General features: G+C 45.5%; 14 protein-coding genes and 1 pseudogene. 9 read left to right on the plus strand and 6 right to left on the minus strand.

Translation table 11 applies throughout. The annotated features are described in order from the left end of the window. The first annotated feature begins 188 nt into the window (after positions 1–188). Together NDI48_10390 and NDI48_10395 are read left to right on the plus strand one after the other, a co-directional pair. Positions 189–1,451 carry an ATP-binding protein gene (locus NDI48_10390; protein ID MEP0831615.1) on the plus strand — a complete coding sequence of 421 codons (1,263 nt, stop codon included), beginning with the start codon at positions 189–191 and terminating at the stop codon, positions 1,449–1,451. Between the two features lie 10 nt (positions 1,452–1,461). Then, on the plus strand, positions 1,462–2,400 hold the full coding sequence (locus tag NDI48_10395) for a response regulator (GenBank protein ID MEP0831616.1): 939 nt from the start codon (positions 1,462–1,464) through the stop codon (positions 2,398–2,400). 157 nt (positions 2,401–2,557) lie between these two features. Here the strand turns inward: NDI48_10395 and NDI48_10400 are convergent, their stop codons facing one another. The 3 genes from NDI48_10400 to patD all read right to left on the minus strand — a co-directional run bounded on the left by NDI48_10400 (position 2,558) and on the right by patD (position 5,647). Further along, the gene (locus NDI48_10400) at positions 2,558–4,279 is read right to left on the minus strand and encodes an ABC transporter ATP-binding protein (protein MEP0831617.1); all 1,722 of its coding nucleotides are present in this window, start codon (positions 4,277–4,279) and stop codon (positions 2,558–2,560) included. Positions 4,280–4,501: 222 nt separating this feature from the next. After that, on the minus strand, positions 4,502–5,095 hold the full coding sequence (locus NDI48_10405) for a zf-TFIIB domain-containing protein (protein MEP0831618.1): 594 nt from the start codon (positions 5,093–5,095) through the stop codon (positions 4,502–4,504). Positions 5,096–5,287: 192 nt separating this feature from the next. Further along, a complete protein-coding gene (gene patD, locus NDI48_10410) occupies positions 5,288–5,647 on the minus strand; it encodes a heterocyst frequency control protein PatD (protein MEP0831619.1) in 360 nt (119 codons plus the stop codon). Between the two features lie 545 nt (positions 5,648–6,192). On the opposite strand from patD, the gene NDI48_10415 reads away from it, so the two are divergent. The 4 genes and pseudogenes from NDI48_10415 to NDI48_10430 all read left to right on the plus strand — a co-directional run bounded on the left by NDI48_10415 (position 6,193) and on the right by NDI48_10430 (position 11,620). Further along, positions 6,193–8,448 carry a bifunctional (p)ppGpp synthetase/guanosine-3',5'-bis(diphosphate) 3'-pyrophosphohydrolase gene (locus NDI48_10415; GenBank protein MEP0831620.1) on the plus strand — a complete coding sequence of 752 codons (2,256 nt, stop codon included), beginning with the start codon at positions 6,193–6,195 and terminating at the stop codon, positions 8,446–8,448. 251 nt (positions 8,449–8,699) lie between these two features. Further along, positions 8,700–9,665: a YegS/Rv2252/BmrU family lipid kinase gene (locus NDI48_10420; GenBank protein ID MEP0831621.1), complete on the plus strand. Its 966-nt coding sequence runs from the start codon at positions 8,700–8,702 to the stop codon at positions 9,663–9,665. A gap of 264 nt (positions 9,666–9,929) precedes the next feature. Further along, complete coding sequence (metK, locus tag NDI48_10425; protein ID MEP0831622.1) at positions 9,930–11,192, plus strand: methionine adenosyltransferase; 1,263 nt, start codon at positions 9,930–9,932, stop codon at positions 11,190–11,192. A gap of 27 nt (positions 11,193–11,219) precedes the next feature. Continuing rightward, positions 11,220–11,620 (plus strand): annotated as a pseudogene (locus NDI48_10430) (DUF1232 domain-containing protein). 13 nt (positions 11,621–11,633) lie between these two features. On the opposite strand, the gene NDI48_10435 reads toward NDI48_10430, so the two are convergent. Continuing rightward, on the minus strand, positions 11,634–11,921 hold the full coding sequence (locus NDI48_10435; GenBank protein ID MEP0831623.1) for a hypothetical protein: 288 nt from the start codon (positions 11,919–11,921) through the stop codon (positions 11,634–11,636). Between the two features lie 557 nt (positions 11,922–12,478). Continuing rightward, positions 12,479–12,766, minus strand: a complete 288-nt coding sequence (locus NDI48_10440; protein MEP0831624.1) for a hypothetical protein — start codon at positions 12,764–12,766, stop codon at positions 12,479–12,481. A 507-nt stretch (positions 12,767–13,273) separates the two neighbouring features. Here NDI48_10440 and NDI48_10445 point away from each other — a divergent pair. The 3 genes from NDI48_10445 to NDI48_10455 all read left to right on the plus strand — a co-directional run bounded on the left by NDI48_10445 (position 13,274) and on the right by NDI48_10455 (position 16,148). Further along, a complete protein-coding gene (locus tag NDI48_10445; protein ID MEP0831625.1) occupies positions 13,274–14,167 on the plus strand; it encodes an alpha/beta fold hydrolase in 894 nt (297 codons plus the stop codon). 529 nt (positions 14,168–14,696) lie between these two features. Beyond that, complete coding sequence (locus NDI48_10450; protein ID MEP0831626.1) at positions 14,697–15,200, plus strand: hypothetical protein; 504 nt, start codon at positions 14,697–14,699, stop codon at positions 15,198–15,200. Between the two features lie 366 nt (positions 15,201–15,566). Continuing rightward, positions 15,567–16,148, plus strand: a complete 582-nt coding sequence (locus NDI48_10455; GenBank protein MEP0831627.1) for an NAD(P)H-dependent oxidoreductase — start codon at positions 15,567–15,569, stop codon at positions 16,146–16,148. Between the two features lie 378 nt (positions 16,149–16,526). On the opposite strand, the gene NDI48_10460 is transcribed toward NDI48_10455, so the two are convergent. Then, the gene (locus tag NDI48_10460; GenBank protein ID MEP0831628.1) at positions 16,527–17,300 is read right to left on the minus strand and encodes a DUF1350 family protein; all 774 of its coding nucleotides are present in this window, start codon (positions 17,298–17,300) and stop codon (positions 16,527–16,529) included. Positions 17,301–17,476 lie beyond the last annotated feature (176 nt).

A 17,476-nucleotide genomic window follows, 5' to 3' on the forward strand; every position in this document is an offset into this window, starting at 1 on the left:
AATGTTTCAGGCATAAGGTAGATTCTCTTTGCTCATCCAGACAGATATAAAAACTAGCAGAGCAATTTTGCTCCATATTTTAATTGGCTTCCAAGCGTATGCCACTAACCCATTAGAGAAAGAATCTTTATCTAGAGCAATCCAGCTTTTTAAAAAATCTTTGGCTACACGAGGGAGGAACTCAAAAGATGAGTGAGACTGAACAGGTACACTTAGAGTTACAGGCAGCTAATGCTCAACTCAAAAAGCAGGTCACTGAGCAAGCTGCCGAACTAATGAAAACCCAAAGACTTCTCAAACAAGAAATAGCTGAACGTCATAAGGTACAAAAGTCACTCATAACCCAGAACGAGTTAATCCGCAATTTAATTAATTTCTATCCAAATACTATTCTCACTCAAGGTAGTTTTGCCGTCGTGACTGATGCCAATACCCTGGAAGCAATGGAGTCAGAACTGCAACAGACAAAAGAGCAACTTCGGGCAGTTTTAGATGCCATGCCAGGTTTTGTTTGTTGGGTTGGTTCTGATGGGAAATACCTAGGGGTTAACCAGTATATGGCTAATACCTTCAATTTACCTCCAGATGCTTTTGTTGGTCAAGAACTGAGTTTTCTCAAAAATAGCCCTGAGTTTGCTCAATTTATGACTCAGTTCCTCGCCGACTCTGCCCCAACAGGTCACCACGTCGTTGAAGCAAAAGTCAATACCGCGACCCGACATTATTTGATTGCCACTCAAAAGTACCATCAGAATTCCCTTGCTGTTTCAGTGGGAATTGATATTACAGAACGTAAACTGGCAGAAGCCCAAATTCAAGCGTCGCTACGGGAAAAAGAAGTCTTACTTCAAGAAATTCACCATCGAGTTAAAAATAACTTACAGGTAATTTCCAGCCTGCTCGACTTACAATCTCAGCAAATTGAAGAATTCACGATGCTAGAGGTGTTTCGAGAGAGTCAAAATCGCGTTAAATCAATGGCTCTCGTTCATGAAAAACTGTATCAATCTAAGAACTTTGCCAAAATTAATTTTGCTGAGTATACTGAAAGCTTGGTTAAATATTTGTTCAAAGCCTACGGATTAAATTCAGGCAATATCACCTTAAAACTAAATATTGATGAAGTTAATCTCAATATTGACACCGCAATTCCTTGCGGGTTAATTATTAACGAGTTAGTCTCTAATGCACTCAAGTATGCTTTCCCCGATAACCAAAGGGGGACAATCAGTATCTCTCTACACTCTGGGCATCACCAGCATTTGACCTTGATCGTCAAAGATGATGGCGTGGGTTTACCTATGGATTGGGACTTAAAAAATGTTAAGTCTTTAGGACTTCAGTTAGTGAAAGTTCTGACAAAACAATTGAAAGGCACAATTGAAATTGATCGAAATAGAGGCAGTCAGTTTCGAGTCGATTTATCAGAGAGTCGAAGTTCAGAAGCTTAAAAGGAGAATTGTGAGAGCTAGACTGTTAATTGTTGAGGATGAAGGAATTGTTGCCCTGAATATTCAAAGGAGATTGGAAGGGCTAGGTTATAATGTCGTGGCAAATGTGGCTTCGGGAGAAGAAGTGATTGCTGTAGTTGAAGAAACTCGCCCCGAATTGGTTTTGATGGATATTAAACTCGAAGGAAAAGTTGATGGAATTGAAGCCGCTGCACAAATTCGTACTCAATTCCAAATACCCGTTGTATATCTAACTGCTTACACCAATGAAGAAACGCTCAATCGGGCTAAACTTACGGAACCCTATGGGTACATTCTTAAGCCTTTTGAAGCGAGAGATTTAGCCACAACAATTGAAGTGGCTCTCTATAAATATCAAATGGAGCAACAGTTACGGGAGAGAGAAGAGTGGCTGGCAACCACCCTAAAAAGTATTGGAGATGCGGTGATTACAACCGACTCTCAAGGCTTAATTACGTTTATGAATCCTGTTGCCGAAGCGCTAACTTGCTGGAGTTTGGAAGAGGTGATGGGTAACGATTTAACCCATGTTTTCCAAACGATTAACGAAAAAACACGAGCTGTTGTTGAGAATCCGGTAAGATTAGCACTTCAACAAGGAACGATTGTAGGGCTAGAAAACCATACCTTATTGATTACTAAAGAGGGTACAGAAATCCCTATTAATGATAGCGCTGCACCGATTAAAAATGAGCTGGGAAAAGTCCTAGGAGCTGTTCTTGTCTTCCATGACAATATCGAACAACAGCAATCTGAAGCCCTTTTGCAAAGACAAAATGAGCGACTAGAAGCTGAGGTTGCCAAGCTGACCGAACAATTAAGTCAAGCCAACAAAGCCTTGAATCAGGTTAACGAACAATTACAAGCAGAAATTGCTCAGCGCAAGTTCTTAGAAAAAGAATTGGAATTGGCTCTTGAACAAGAGTGATATCGAATCTGTTGGCATGGGAATACTATTTTTTAACGCAGAGGGTAACGCAGAGTGACACAGCGTTTTTGAAGCCCAAGCTGATTTAATTGCGATGCTAACGGATTCAATAGGATCAGGGGCTTTTTTTGTTTCTCCTTGTCTACCTATTCCCATTTCAGAGTTGCTGTGTGGCTAGGAGGGGAGCAGATTGTAAGAGTGTCTGAGTGTAGGGGTGCTCGGGATGGGTGAAAAGTTTCTGAGTTGGGCCAATTTCCACAATTTGACCACTATTCATGACGGCAATGCGATCGCACAAAAATCTCGCTAACCAAAGGTCATGAGTAATGAATAAATAGGTGAGGTTAAATTCTTGCTTCAACTCCAGCATCAACTCCAGTACCTGAGATTGGACACTCGCATCCAGCATACTCACCGGCTCATCACAGATTAACAGACTGGGGCGGGTGATTAAAGCACGCGCGATCGCCACTCGTTGCTGTTGTCCCCCCGATAAATCCGCAGGATAGCGATTAGAGTACTCCTCTGTGGGGGTCAACCCAACTCGCTCCAGCATTTGCCTCACCTGACTTTTCGCCTCTGTGGAGGTCGCCAGTTGGTGAATAAATAAGGGATCAGCAATACTTTGCCCCACCGTCATTAAAGGATTAAGACAAGCATGAGGGTCTTGAAATACCATTTGAATTTGACGGCGAATTGCCCTTAAGGATTGGCGATCCATTTGGGCTAAATTCTGTCCCATAAATTCAACGGTGCCTGCTGTTGGGCGAATCAACTGCAAAATGGTACGGGAGAGGGTACTTTTCCCACAGCCTGATTCTCCTACCAGTCCGAAAATTTCACCTGGATAGAGGTCGAAGCTCACATTATCGACTGCTTTGATAACACGATTCCCCTTCTCTTTGGAAAGCAGTTGTTCAATCAGATTGCTTTCTAAGGTGTAATACTGCTTTAAGTTTTTAATCCGCAGTAGAGGATTGTCGATTTTAGATTTTGGATTCTCCCCTTTTTCCAGGACAGGTACGGGGGGATCGCTTTTGGATAGGGAATTCTCCCCTTCTGTATGATTCTCCTCATCACCAACCGCTTGAATATGCAGTGCGGCTTGTAGGAGCGATCGCGTATACTCATGCTCAGGATGGCGGAATATGGCTTTCACTGCCCCACTTTCCACCATGCGTCCGTTATACATGACCGCAATGCGATCGCAATATTCCCCAACCATTGCCAAGTCGTGAGAAATCAGTAACAGCGCCATCTCTCGTTCCTGGCACAGTCGCGTTAATTCTTTTAAAATCTGGGCGGAAACCGTGACATCTAGCGATGTGGTGGGTTCATCTGCCACAATCAGTTTGGGATTCAGCAATAGAGCCAGTGCGATCGCCACACGTTGCCGCATCCCGCCACTAAACTCATGGGGATACTGCGACCAACGGTTGGCGGGAATTTTCACCGCATCCAGTGTTTCCAGCGCCCTTGCCTTGCATTGGCTTCGATTCAACTGCGGTTGGTGTGCCCTCAAGGTTTCAATGCAGTGTTCCCCAATCGTCATGAGGGGGTCAAGTCGAGTCATGGGGTCTTGAAACACCAACGCCACCGCTTCCCCGCGAAACTGACGCAGCTGTTTGGGTGTCAAATCAAAAACTGACTGCCCTGCAAACCTCACCCGCCCCTCAATTTGGGTGGAAGCGGGTAACAAGCGCATTGCCGCCCGTCCCAACGTTGACTTGCCACAACCGGATTCTCCCACCAATCCCAGGCGTTCCCCAGCATCCAAGGTAAAAGAGACATCATCAACCGCCCAGCGATTCATTGTCACCGAACGGCTGTTGGGATAGGCAACCCGCAAATTCTCTACACAAAACAGGGCTTCACTCATTGTTAGTCATGCATCATATCATGTCCGCTCTCTAGAACTACACGATGCGGGAGTTCGTAGTGAGGAATGTGAGTTCTCTGGGAATGGGTGCCCAAGCGATCACTACAAACATACTTTTATTAAGGGTAAGGGTAATCAGCCGGACATCATATCATTCGTCTGTGAGGACTTGTAGTCCTTCAACCTTCAACCTCTTAACGTTGAACATTCTCATCCTTTTCCTTACTGTTGAGTTTTGGCATTAGGGGGTTGACGGTTAGCTGTGACTCGCCGCATCAAGTAGGCAACACCAAAATCTCCGTTAGGATGCTGGGCTAAAGCGTCAGCAAGTTCAAACACACTGGTAGCCAGTTCGCTCCCTAGTTTGTCGATGGTGGCTTGACGCTCTTGATCAAAGAATTGCCGCTCTCGAGTTCGTGACTGCCATTCATTAGAAAATAACTGCTCAATGGTTGTATGCAAGCCGAGTTGCTCCAGAACATCCCACTCTCCGTAATCGCACCAAATCCCCCGGCACTGCATACATCGCTCTACATAAAACGGCGTCTTGAGGTTAACCTTAGCGCGAGAAAGATAGCGCTGACACTCTGGACACAAGGCGGCTTTTGTATCGAAAGGAGACAGAACAAAATCCACATTGATCGTTCCAGAGGGCACCTCTGTTCTCTGTGGATTTCCAATTTGATCAGTCTGCCAAGCTTCGTACTCCTTGGCGGGAATCCAGGTGCCTTTGCACTCCTGGCAGTACTTGACAGCCAAATCCTCGCTTAGAACACCGTCCAATAGCATTACCTTCTTGCATTTCGGACACTGCACAGATTTTTCTTCCTCAAAATGTCTACTTTCCCTTTTCAATCTACTGGAGAATGCGCGAGAGTGACGATCTTATGGGGATACCTAATATCGCTTCCGTTTACACCATCTTATTAATTGTTCTCCCCTGTTCCACTCTGTTTTGATGATGAGTACTTTAACACCAGTAATATGATCCCTATTGTCCGGGCAGTGTTAGAGTTGAAGCAACGCTTGGCAGTATTGAATCAGGGTATTGAGGCGATCGCGCACGCTCAAAACCCGACGCTGGGATGTTGTAGAACTGCGCGATGCCTGCAACAGCATCATATCGGTCTCCAATAGCCGCATTTGTTTATAAATTTCCGTCTGAAGCGATTGCCATCGAGGTGCATGTTCGGGTGCGAAGTCCTCTGCACTCAGCCTCGCAATTTGACTGTGAAACAGTTGTTGAACGTTTTGGTAACTATCTCGGAGTGCTACTTCCTGCCAATCGGGAACTGTAATCGTCTTGAGCTGTTGTTCCAAAGCCTGTTGAAACGCCTGATACTGTTGGAAATGTAATAGTGGCAACATTCTGGCTCGTGTTGGTTTAAAATCAATGTAAAGAATTTTGTCTTTACTAATAAAGGCGATTAACACCAAGTTGCAGTCTGAATCGTATTGCGTGACTTTTAGGGACTGGGAACTGGGGCACTCGGAGTCCCTTCTAACTCAAGCGCCGATGGGCATTAGGGACGATGGCGGCTGGGAACCCAAACCTCCATCACCGATCCCCGATCCCCAGTCACTAATCCGAAAATTACAGTTTAGGCTGCACGCTTGGTTCGAGTCACTCCACAGCCCGCTCCTCAAGGCTCAAACCAGAGAGCAGGCTGTTATTGACGACGAAGCGATGAGATGAGCCGAGGAGTCTTCTCGCTTCAAGTACACTCACTCATGTCCCCATCGTGTCAGCCTACGCTCTTAAACCGCTTGACGGAGCGTACAAAGCTTCATTCTCTAACACGTTACCTTGATAAGAAAGGAAGAAATTGAACCAACCGAACAGATCACTACTGATAATCTCAAGGCAGTTGCGCTAAACTCATTTCTATTTTTTATTGGTTAGACAAAGAATTATGGACGCTATCGCTACCACTTCCCGGTTTAACTTCGATGTTCCAGATTGGTTACACGAATGTATCTTAGCCACCTCCGCCGCCGCTAATGAACCAGTCCCTGACGATATTAACCTAATCAGTCGAGCTTTTGAATTTGCTTACCAACTGCATGAGGGTCAGTACCGAGCCTCAGGAGAACCTTACATTGCTCATCCTGTAGCAGTGGCGGGTTTGTTACGGGATTTAGGCGGCAGCAGCGTGATGATTGCCGCTGGGTTTCTACACGATGTGGTTGAGGATACAGAAGTCACTCCCGAAGAGATAGAATCTCGATTTGGAGTCGAGGTTCGGCGGCTGGTGGAAGGCGTAACCAAACTTTCTAAGTTTAACTTCTCCAGTAAAACCGAACGTCAAGCGGAAAATTTCCGCCGCATGTTCCTTGCCATGGCCGCCGATATTCGGGTGATTGTGGTGAAATTGGCAGATAGACTGCACAATATGCGGACATTAGAACACTTGAGTCCGCCGAAACAGCGTAGTATCTCCCAAGAAACACGAGAAATCTTCGCACCTCTAGCCAATCGCCTGGGAATTGGGCGCGTCAAATGGGAGCTAGAAGATTTGGCGTTTAAGTATCTCGAACCCGAATCCTATCGGCAGATGCAACAACTGGTGGCAGAGCGACGAACGGATCGGGAAACTCGCTTAAGTAAGGTCGGAGAAATTTTGCGGGAACGCATGGAGTCCACTGAAATTCATTGCCTAGAGGTTAGTGGGCGTCCCAAGCACCTCTATGGAATATATCAAAAAATGCAACGGCAGCAAAAGGGATTTCATGAAATTTACGATCTAGCTGCTATGCGACTAATTTTGCAGACGAAGGAAGATTGTTATCGGGCATTAGCGGTCGTTCACGATGCTTTTCGACCGATTCCAGGCCGGTTTAAAGACTACATCGGTTTACCGAAGCCGAACCGCTATCAGTCTTTGCATACCGGGGTGATTGGGCCATCGGGTCGTCCAATTGAGGTGCAAATTCGCACCCTGGAAATGCATCAGATCGCTGAATATGGAATTGCCGCACACTGGAAGTACAAGGAAAGCGGTGGCTCCAGTAATAACCGAATTTCGGCGGAAGATGAAAAGTTTACTTGGCTGCGGCAGTTACTGGAATGGCAGAATGACCTGAAAGATGCTCAGGAATACATGGACACCATCAAAGACAATTTATTTGATGATGATGTTTATGTGTTTACGCCGAATGGAGATGTGATTCCGCTCTCGCGCGGAGCAACACCCGTTGATTTTGCTTACCGCATTCACTCGGAAGTCGGGAACCATTGTGCCGGTGCTCGCGTGAATGGACGGTGGAGGGTACTGGATACTCCCTTGAATAACGGGGATATTGTGGAGATTATCACCAAAGAAAATAGCCATCCCAGTCTGGATTGGCTGAACTTTGTGGCCACACCTAGTGCCCGAAATCGGATTCGGCAATGGTACAAGCGATCGCATCGGGACGCCAATGTGGCTCGCGGGAAAGAACTCCTGGAAAAAGAACTGGGCAAAAGAGGCTTTGAGGCTTTGCTCAAATCTGAACCCATGCAGGCCGCGGCAGAGCGATGTAACTACCACAGCGTCGAAGATTTACTAGCTGCGTTGGGTTACGGCGAGTTGACCTTAAACTTAGTTGTCAAGCGTCTGCGGGAAGCCGTAAAAGCTCGGCAACCCCTAGAAACAGAACCCCAAGAGCCTCCAGTTCCCCAAATACCGGCAGCTAAACCTGCATCAACGGCAGGGGCGAAAAAAATCGAACCCATTGCTGGCGTCGAAGGGTTACTCCATCACCTAGCGGGTTGCTGTAATCCTATTCCGGGTGAAGCGATTATTGGAGTCGTGACGCGCACACGCGGCATTTCCATTCATCGCCAGGGTTGTCTGAATGTGGAGAGCGTACCTGGAGAACGGGTCATACCTGTGAGTTGGAATCCCACCGATGTCGCTCATGGGCGTCCCCAAACTTACCCGGTGAATATTCAAATCGAGGTCATTGACCGAGTTGGCGTTTTCAAAGATATCTTATCTCGCTTGAGTGACCAAAATATCAATGTTCGCAATGCCCAGGTCAGAACTCAAGAAGGAAGGCCGGCGGTCATCGATATGTGTATCGACATTTGCGATCATCAACAACTGGAGCGTAGCTTTTGCCAAATCAAAAAAATGAGTGACATCTTAAACTTGCGCCGTGTCAGTCAGATTGAGGAGGCTTGTTGAAACGGCAAGGCATCCGTTTAAGTTAAGGAACAGTCAATATTGATGATCATCATGACGTGGAACTCCAGCAAGGCCCCTCTTAAGGGAGAGGCAATGCGGGACGGGATTTGGTGAGCATTAGGAAGGTGAGCTGACTCCAGATTTCAGTACAGGGCTAGGAACTCATGGCTTGAACCAACCCCAGCCCGAAATCTACGCTAAAGAAGCGCACCCCAACTCCCAAAACAATAACCGACGACTGAAAACTGACCATGACTATTCAGCGTTCTGCTTGCCTGATTTTCAATCCAGTTGCTGGTCAAGGTGACCCAGAGCAAGATTTGTTGACAATCCAGTCTCTTCTAGAGCCAGAAATTGCGCTGGATATTCGTTTGACGACACCTGAAGTGGATGCGGGTCAATTGGCGCGTGAGGCGGTTGAACGCGGTGTTCATATGATTATTGTCTCTGGCGGTGATGGCACGATCTCAGCGGCGGCGGAAGCTGTGGTCGGAACAAGTATTCCCTTAGGTGTGATTTCGCGGGGTACCGCCAATGCTTTTGCCTCAGCGCTAACACTGCCCAACACCATTGAAGCCGCCTGTGAGACTATTTTGCAGGGAAGACCAAAAGTGGTCGATGCGGCTTTGTGCAATGGTAAGCCGATGGTGTTGCTGGCGGGTATTGGCTTTGAGGCAGAAATGGTAGAAAAGGCGGATCGAGACACGAAAAACCGCTTTGGCATGTTGGCTTACATTATGGCAGGGGTAAAACAATTACGGGAGTTTGAGTCGTTTGAAGCGAGGATCGAAACACAGGAGAAAGTGATTACGCTTACCGCCGGCGCTGTAACAATCGCCAATGCTGCGCCCCCAACCTCTGTCTTAGCTCAAGGCCCAGCCGGTATTATTTGTGATGATGGACTGCTCGATTTAACCGTAGTCGCCCCCGCCAGCGCAGCCGGTGCGATCGCATCAGCCTACCATCTACTCCAAACGGCTTTGAGAGGGGATGCTGCGGAACGGGATGACATTGGCTATCTGCGAGCCAGACGCATCAAAGTGACCACCGAGCCACCTCAGAAAGTCGTTCTCGATGGGGAAATTATTGGCATGACACCGATTGATGTTGAGTGTATTCCTGGTGGCTTAACAATTCTCATGCCCTTGTCAGAAGACGTTCAGCCTCTGGAAAAACTAGAGGGACTTCCAGAATTAAGGATTGAGCAGAAGCTTTAGCTCAAATCTAACCTAAAAATTTGCTAGAACGGCTACTTGAGATTTAACAAACTATTTTTAGATTGAAAATAAGGGAAATTGGGGCTAGGAGTTGCCCCAACTTTTTAAAGAGTTCTTCAAGAGACAGCTAATCGAGCTACCAAAAGCTGCAATTGCTGCTATGATTGCAGGCTAATGTTGTTCTGATGGAAGGGAAAGGCTACTGTGGCTGAAATTAGCCCAAACCCTTCATTGAGCCAGTCACCACTCAAGGAGAATTGAGCATTGTCACGTCGTTACTTATTTACCTCTGAATCGGTTACTGAAGGTCATCCTGACAAAATCTGCGATCAGATTTCTGATACCATTTTGGATGCCTTACTGACTTTAGACGACCACAGCCGTGTTGCGGCTGAGGTTGTTGTTAACACGGGCTTGGTTCTGATTACTGGTGAAATCACCTCCAAAGCCCAGGTTAATTTTGTCGATTTGGCACGCAAGAAAATTGCTGAAATTGGCTACACTCATGCCGATAATGGCTTCTCGGCTAATAGCTGTGCTGTCTTAGTGGCTTTAGATGAGCAATCTCCTGATATTGCTCAAGGCGTGACAACCGCGCAGGAAAGCCGGGAAGAACTCAGTGAAGATGAATTAGATGCGATCGGTGCTGGCGATCAAGGTCTGATGTTTGGGTTTGCTTGCAACGAAACGCCCGAAATGATGCCCTTGCCCATCAGCCTCGCCCACAGAATCTCTCGGCGTTTGGCAGAAGTGCGGAAATTGGGGGAGTTACCCTATCTCCGCCCGGATGGAAAAACCCAAGTTAGTGTAATCTACGAAGACGGAAAACCCGTTGGGATTGACACGATTTTGATTTCCACCCAACATACCGCCACCATCGGCGATATTACGAGTGATGAGGCTGTTCAAGCCAAGATTAGAGAAGATCTGTGGTCAATGGTGGTGCAACCGATTTTCACCGACCTCGAAATTCAACCCGATAACCAAACTCGCTTCCTGGTTAACCCAACTGGCAAATTTGTCATTGGTGGCCCTCAGGGGGATTCAGGTCTGACCGGTCGTAAAATTATTGTGGATACCTATGGTGGCTACTCCCGTCATGGGGGCGGTGCGTTCTCCGGCAAAGACCCCACCAAGGTAGACCGATCTGCGGCTTATGCTTGCCGCTATATGGCGAAAAATATTGTGGCAGCGGGTCTGGCGGAGAAATGTGAAGTTCAGGTGAGTTATGCGATCGGAGTGGCTCGACCCGTCAGTATCATGGTAGAAACATTTGGTACTGCCAAAATCGCAGAAGAACGATTGCTGGAACTGGCTAAACAGCATTTTGAACTCCGTCCGGCTGGGATTATCCAGGCGTTTAATCTGCGTCGGTTACCCGCAGAACGTGGCGGTCGTTTTTATCAAAATATTGCGGCTTACGGTCATTTTGGGCGTAATGATTTGGATCTACCTTGGGAGCAAACTGATAAGGCAGAACTGCTGAGAGAAGCTTTGAAACAGCCGGTTTCAGCCGTGTTGGGATGAGGAATTTTCTGCGCGAAAGTCCCCAACATGCAAACCTGGAAGCGACGGGTTAGGCAACTTAAAAAAGAAACCTATGCTATGTATATAGCCTGTAAAGACGCTAGAGTACCTTGGTACGCCAGAGTTTTTGCAGGCTTTGTTGTGGCTTATGCTTTTAGTCCCATAGATCTGATTCCAGATCTGATTCCCATCCTCGGTTATGTGGATGATTTGGTATTAGTGCCGTTGGGGATAGTTCTGGTACTTAAATGATTCCCCCAACGGTTTTAAGGGAGTGCCGTGACAAGGCGGAAGGAGCAATGAATGACCCTAAGCCGACAAGCTGGGTAGCCGCCCTTGTGATTGTGGTTATCTGGCTGCTTTTGGGGTTTCTTGCCGTTGCTTGGGTCGGACACAGCTTGCAAAAATTGAGTTGCCAATCGAAATGAATTTCTTGTGTCTTCAAATGGCTTTGATGCCTAAATTGGCTTTCAACGCTTTTTCGTACTCAGAAATACATTTTTGCATGTATCGCCAATGATCCATATCTCTAGTCTCCTCATAAATAGATTTAGCAAACAGATATTTTTCCCAAGCTTTTTTTTGAGTGGTTAAATCTTGCTTGGGTACCAATGCATCATCTGGATCTAAAGCGGGTTGAGAATTTTGATCAATCTTTTCCAGTTTACGTTGTAGGCGCTTTTGTCTACTTTTGATGCAACCCAATCGACTACGTTCTGTTAAACTCATGTAGATTCTCCTGATTAAAAGTCTCTCTATTAGCTATCATTAGTCAGGAAATGTGAATATTATGTGAAGATAAAGCCATATCCTGTAAATATTAGAATATTTTTTTTAAATTCCCTTTTATTATGTTAATAAATCTCAACAAAAACAAGCGGGTTTACTCACCGTTGTCAGGGGTTGTCTAGTTCTCTATTAGCTGAGGTATGTCAGTGAGAAGCTAGTCTTTAGGGAGGTGTGATCTCACAATCTCTGGTAACACAGATTATCTATTTGATACGTCCTCAAAAATCTTACGCTTGTATTACGAATTTTCCTAGAAGCGAATCCTATTCTTGGCTCATTTAAGAAGGCTATAATACGGATGCTCCAGCTTTATAGCCTCCTGATTCCCTCCCTCAGACTTCAGCTTTTAGCTTTTACAACAGTCTTTCAGCGACCCCAATGGAAGTGTTTTTTAAGGCCATAAAAGTCAAAAAAAGCAAGTATTAAGATTTTGATCAAGGTGCTACGCTACAAGCCTAAATCTGAATCCTAGAAAAGCTCTAGTTACCCAGTCCTCATTAAGCTTTGATGTTGACCTTTGACTTCAAGGTTTTTTCGTACTCAGAAATACACTTTTGCATGTATAGCCAATGCTCCATCTCTCTGGTTTCCTCATAAATAGCTTTGGCAAACATATATTTTTCCCAAGCATTTTTCTGAGCCGATGAATCATCAGATACAGATATAATCTCTGACGCTGAAGTAGAAACGGATTGAGGTTTTTGGTCGATCTTTTCCAGCTTTCGTTGTAGGCGTTGTTGTCTACTTTTGATGCCACCTAATCGACTGCGGTCTGTTAAGCCCATGTAGATTCTCCTGATAAAGAAAGCATTGCACCAGACACAGATAGCAGGGTTATGGTACTTACAAGAAGCAATAGTGAGCAGAGGGAATCAGAACAAGTACTCCCTATCGCTCAGAGTTTTCACGTTCCCGCTACCGCCAAAACTCATTTTACCGAGTTAAGTGTAATACAGGACGCGGGGTGATTGCCCTAGTCCCTAAAAGCCACACTTCTGCTTTCCCTAGGCGTAATACACAAAGGAGAGTAGATTGCCCGATCAAGTCGATTAAGGCTCCTGCTGCTATACACTGTAATACAAAATGGGGTGATTGCCCCATGGCAGCAAACGCAGACTTATGCTAAGGCTATGACACAATGTGGCGGAAGGTCATATCCAGTGCATTAGATACTGTTGAGCCTCACTTGCTTCAGAGTAGAGGTTAAGAAATCGCGGCATCCTATCTCCACTAAGAATCTTCATAAAACTTGGTTATCCTAGAAGGAGTTAAAAAAATCTTCATGAAGTTCCGTGACAACTCCACTCCTGATATCGACAAATACTATTGAAAAGCACGTTTGGACATGGCAGGGCCATCAAATCCAATACACCGTAATGGGTACTGGTAAGCCTTTAGTGCTGATTCATGGTTTTGGCGCATCGATTGGTCATTGGCGCAAAAATATTCCGGTACTCGCAGAAGCTGGCTACCGGGTGTTTGCAATTGACTTGCTGGGATTTGGCGGTTCAGATAAACCCGCATTGGACTATACCTTAGAGTTGTGGCAGCAACAGCTAAAAGATTTTTGGCACGCCCATATCCAGGAACCTACTGTATTTATCGGTAACTCTATCGGTGCTCTCCTCAGTTTGATGGTAGTGACGTATGAGCCGGAAATAGCTGCCGGTGGCGTTTTAATCAACTGTGCCGGTGGACTCAATCACCGCCCGGATGAGTTCACTCTTCCCTTACGTTTAGTCATGGGAATGTTTACAAAGTTTGTCAGTTCTCAAGTTACAGGGCCACTCCTGTTTAACCTCATTCGCCAGAAACCGCGTATTCGCCGTACCCTGATGCAAGTCTACCGCGATCGCGAAGCCATTACCGAGGAACTCGTAGACTTAATATACACACCTTCTTGTGACCCTGGTGCTCAACGAGTATTCGCTTCCGTTCTCACCGCCCCTCCAGGCCCTTCTCCAACAGAACTGTTACCCAAAGTAGAGCATCCCCTCTTGGTCATTTGGGGAGAAAATGACCCTTGGACGCCAATTGCTGGTGCGGCAATCTACCAACAGCAGAGTGAGACAGGTAAGGATGTTGAGTTTGTTAGCATTGCCAACGCCGGTCACTGTCCCCACGATGAGAAACCGGAGGCTGTAAATCAGCTCATGCTCCAGTGGTTATGCAACCATCATCAATAGTTAGATAAGCTACTGTAAATTCAACGGGTATGTGGTAAACATCAGATTGAAAAGTTGAAAGTTAGACAGTGTAGCTGATGCTGTTTACCCAGCGCTAGGCGTTGGGTTAAATGTTGATCTGTCTAAAAACTGTCAATGTTCAATCTGCGAATCCTCAACTCTTGAAACCTCTTAACTTTTAACGTTTCTTCGTTCCTGTCACTTGATGAACTCCATCTTGACGGGTTTCCTTTCCAGTTTAATCGCTGGACTCAGCACTACTATTGACATATCAAAGTTAAGGGTTTATAGACGCAGATTTCTATCAGCCATATCCAGGCAGATTATCTACGTAAAATTACGGTTTTACTTAGTAATTTCATCACGATTTAAAAAAACTGAAACTCAATTTCCGTATTTACCTCGAAGATTTTATTCCTTAGAAGCCCCACAATTAAATGATGTTAAAAATGACCCTGTTTGGCAAGAGCTGAAGAGAACAACAAATGGGTCAGTGAAACATCTAGCAGCATCTATGGATATATCTCTCATGAATATTGAAGACATTTCTCGGCATTATGTGGCTTCTCCAGGCTATGATATGTCTTCTTCTGTAGTCAAGAATTTTCGTCAATTTATTATCGATCTAGCACAGGTAGAATTGCAGGGAATAGATTTTCAATATGTTGAATTTGAACCTTACTTTAGGGGGCCAGAATTATCATTAGAAGATATTCATGCTGATGTTCGCCAAGGAAAAATGTTGGTGACTCGCTTATTTAACAATTCAGAACTGTTAGGCTCAGAAATAAATCTTATTTTTCGCTGCATTCATGAAATGCACCATATCAAACTCAATGTAGATTTTGGCTGGGAAGGAGAATGTGGTACGGCTTTTCACCTCATGTCTTTTACCAATAATCTTTTATTCAAGCAGATTATATTTAGTGAAACTATTGGTCAAGTTGCTGTCAGGCTTATCCAGGGAGAATTTCCTAAACATCAAAAAGTCGTATTATTTGAGCCAGATGTTTTGCACCAATTTAAATTTTAGACGACCGTAATCCAGGATGCTAGCAAATCCTTGTCAGCCAATCACCCACAAATAAAAACCCCCAGCGTGTTCGCCAGGGATTTAATCAGGGTGCATCTACCATTCCCTTATTCGTGGAAACTCTGACTGCATCAGGACGAATCCCAACAAAATTGTAAGAAATAGCGATCGCCAGCGCCTATCGTCTGTTTCAGGTGAACAGTCACAATCGAACCATCCACAACCCGCAACGGTTGTAACTCGGCCAACTTTAGTGATCGCTTCCTTTCCCATAACGCACGCGAGCCGCTTCTATCTCATCCCAGTGAATATGTGTCAAACTCAAACCCAATAGGTATTATTCCAAACCAATTTCAGGAGTCAACCATGACAAACGTACCTAAAATCTTGGCCTTTGCAGGCAGTGCTCGTGAAGCTTCGTACAACAAAACACTGGTGAAGATTGCCGCCGAGGGAGCTCGGGCAGCAGGCGCAGAAGTAACTTATATAGACTTGCGCGATTTACCGATGCCGCTATTTGACGAAGACTTGGAAGCCAAAGAGGGGATTCCCACTCATGTCAAAACCTTTAAGCAACTGATGATTGCCCATCAAGGCTTGTTGATTGCAGCACCGGAGTACAATAGCTCGATTACGCCACTGCTGAAAAATACGATCGATTGGGCATCGCGTCCAGAGCCAGGAGAGTCAATGTTAGCTTGTTTTAAAGATAAGGTTGCTATCTTGATGAGTGCCTCACCAGGAGCGTTAGGAGGCTTACGTGGTTTAACTCATGTCCGTTCCATTCTCAGCAGTATTGGCGTTTTGGTATTACCAGATCAGAAGGCCATTTCTAAAGCCTATGAGGCATTTGATCCCGATGGCAAGTTGAAAGACTCGATGCAACAGACGGCGGTTGAACAACTGGGTAATAAGTTGACCACAGTATTAGCGAAGTTAATCGCCTAACGGACACTCGGTGTTAGGGGTTTTGTGTACCAGCCTTACACAGAAAGTACGAGGTTGACGATCGCTAACAACAATCATGTCGTTATGCGATCGTTTTTTTCCCAGTAGAGCATCAAGGGGATGTTCACACCAGTGAGATAGAATTCGTTAGCATCCCAATACTATGTTTTTTAACGCAGAGATCGGAAAGGGTCACGCAGAGGGGCGCAGCGTTTTTGGAGTTCAATCTCAGTTCATTTCAAGGCCAACAGAAATAATCTGACTCACGCATAAGGCTGGCAACATCTTGTTGAACTGCAATAAAGCTGAAGTTAGGGTTGGCTGGTTTGTTGCAATGACGGACGTGAATTACACTTTACAAAGCCTAAACGGGACAATTCAGGTAGCTGAAAAAGGCTCTAGCCATCGCAGGATTTCTCGTTGCAACTGATTCAAGTCACGATACACTTCTTGTTTCATCCATTGACCAATCGCGTCAAAGGGAGTAAAAACATCTCCCGTTTTCCAGCTAACATCTTGCCCTAAGGGAGTTAAATGATTGCCCGGTAGCATTCGCATTCCAACCATATCGGGGAAGCGTTGTTGCAGGACTTGGATTAAGCTAGCTGTTTGGTCAATGTCATCGTTGGTAAATTTAATGAGTAGATTGCGGCGGACTTGGTAGCGCTCAGCAATTAGCTCGTTGGTTTCTATGGGTGAGGGTGTAAACTCGATCTCGAAGGTGGGATTGAGATTAATCTGCTCAATAAAAGGAATGGCACGCTTGGCTGGATAGTTGTTGAAGGAAATCAAGATATTCCCCGCACGTTCCACTGAAAACAGACTCCCGATCAGCAAATGCAATTTGCAACCCATGCTGTGTCCCATACCATAGATGGGCAGATAGCGTTTACTTAAAACAGATTTTGCCTGTAAGCGGTATAGCGTTGTCTCGAATTGGTTGAGTACATCTCGTGCGATCGCTGTATGATTCAGCGTATTCACAAACGGCGTTGCAATCACAGCATACCCCTGACGCCCCAATTGTTCTAGTATCCACCGATAGGTTACTTGGGGGGCTGTCGCTACGAAAGCGCCTCCCAGAAAATGCACAATCCCTTTGGGACGTGGAGGAATTAAAACCCAACTACTTGATACTTCTTGCCAATCCATGCCGCGATCGCTTATTTAATATATCTTGATTAATTGTAGAAATTCCTGAGGAGTCGCGAAGAGGGCGATCGCAAAAGGGTTATCGTTAGCAAAAATCACAGCAGGAACTACCTATTGACAAAAGTTATATTTAATGATAAAAGAATACATTGCTAAACTGGGTCTAGCCAGTGCAG

The sequence above is a fragment of the Microcoleus sp. AS-A8 genome, from assembly GCA_039962225.1.
Lineage (GTDB): Bacteria > Cyanobacteriota > Cyanobacteriia > Cyanobacteriales > Coleofasciculaceae > Allocoleopsis.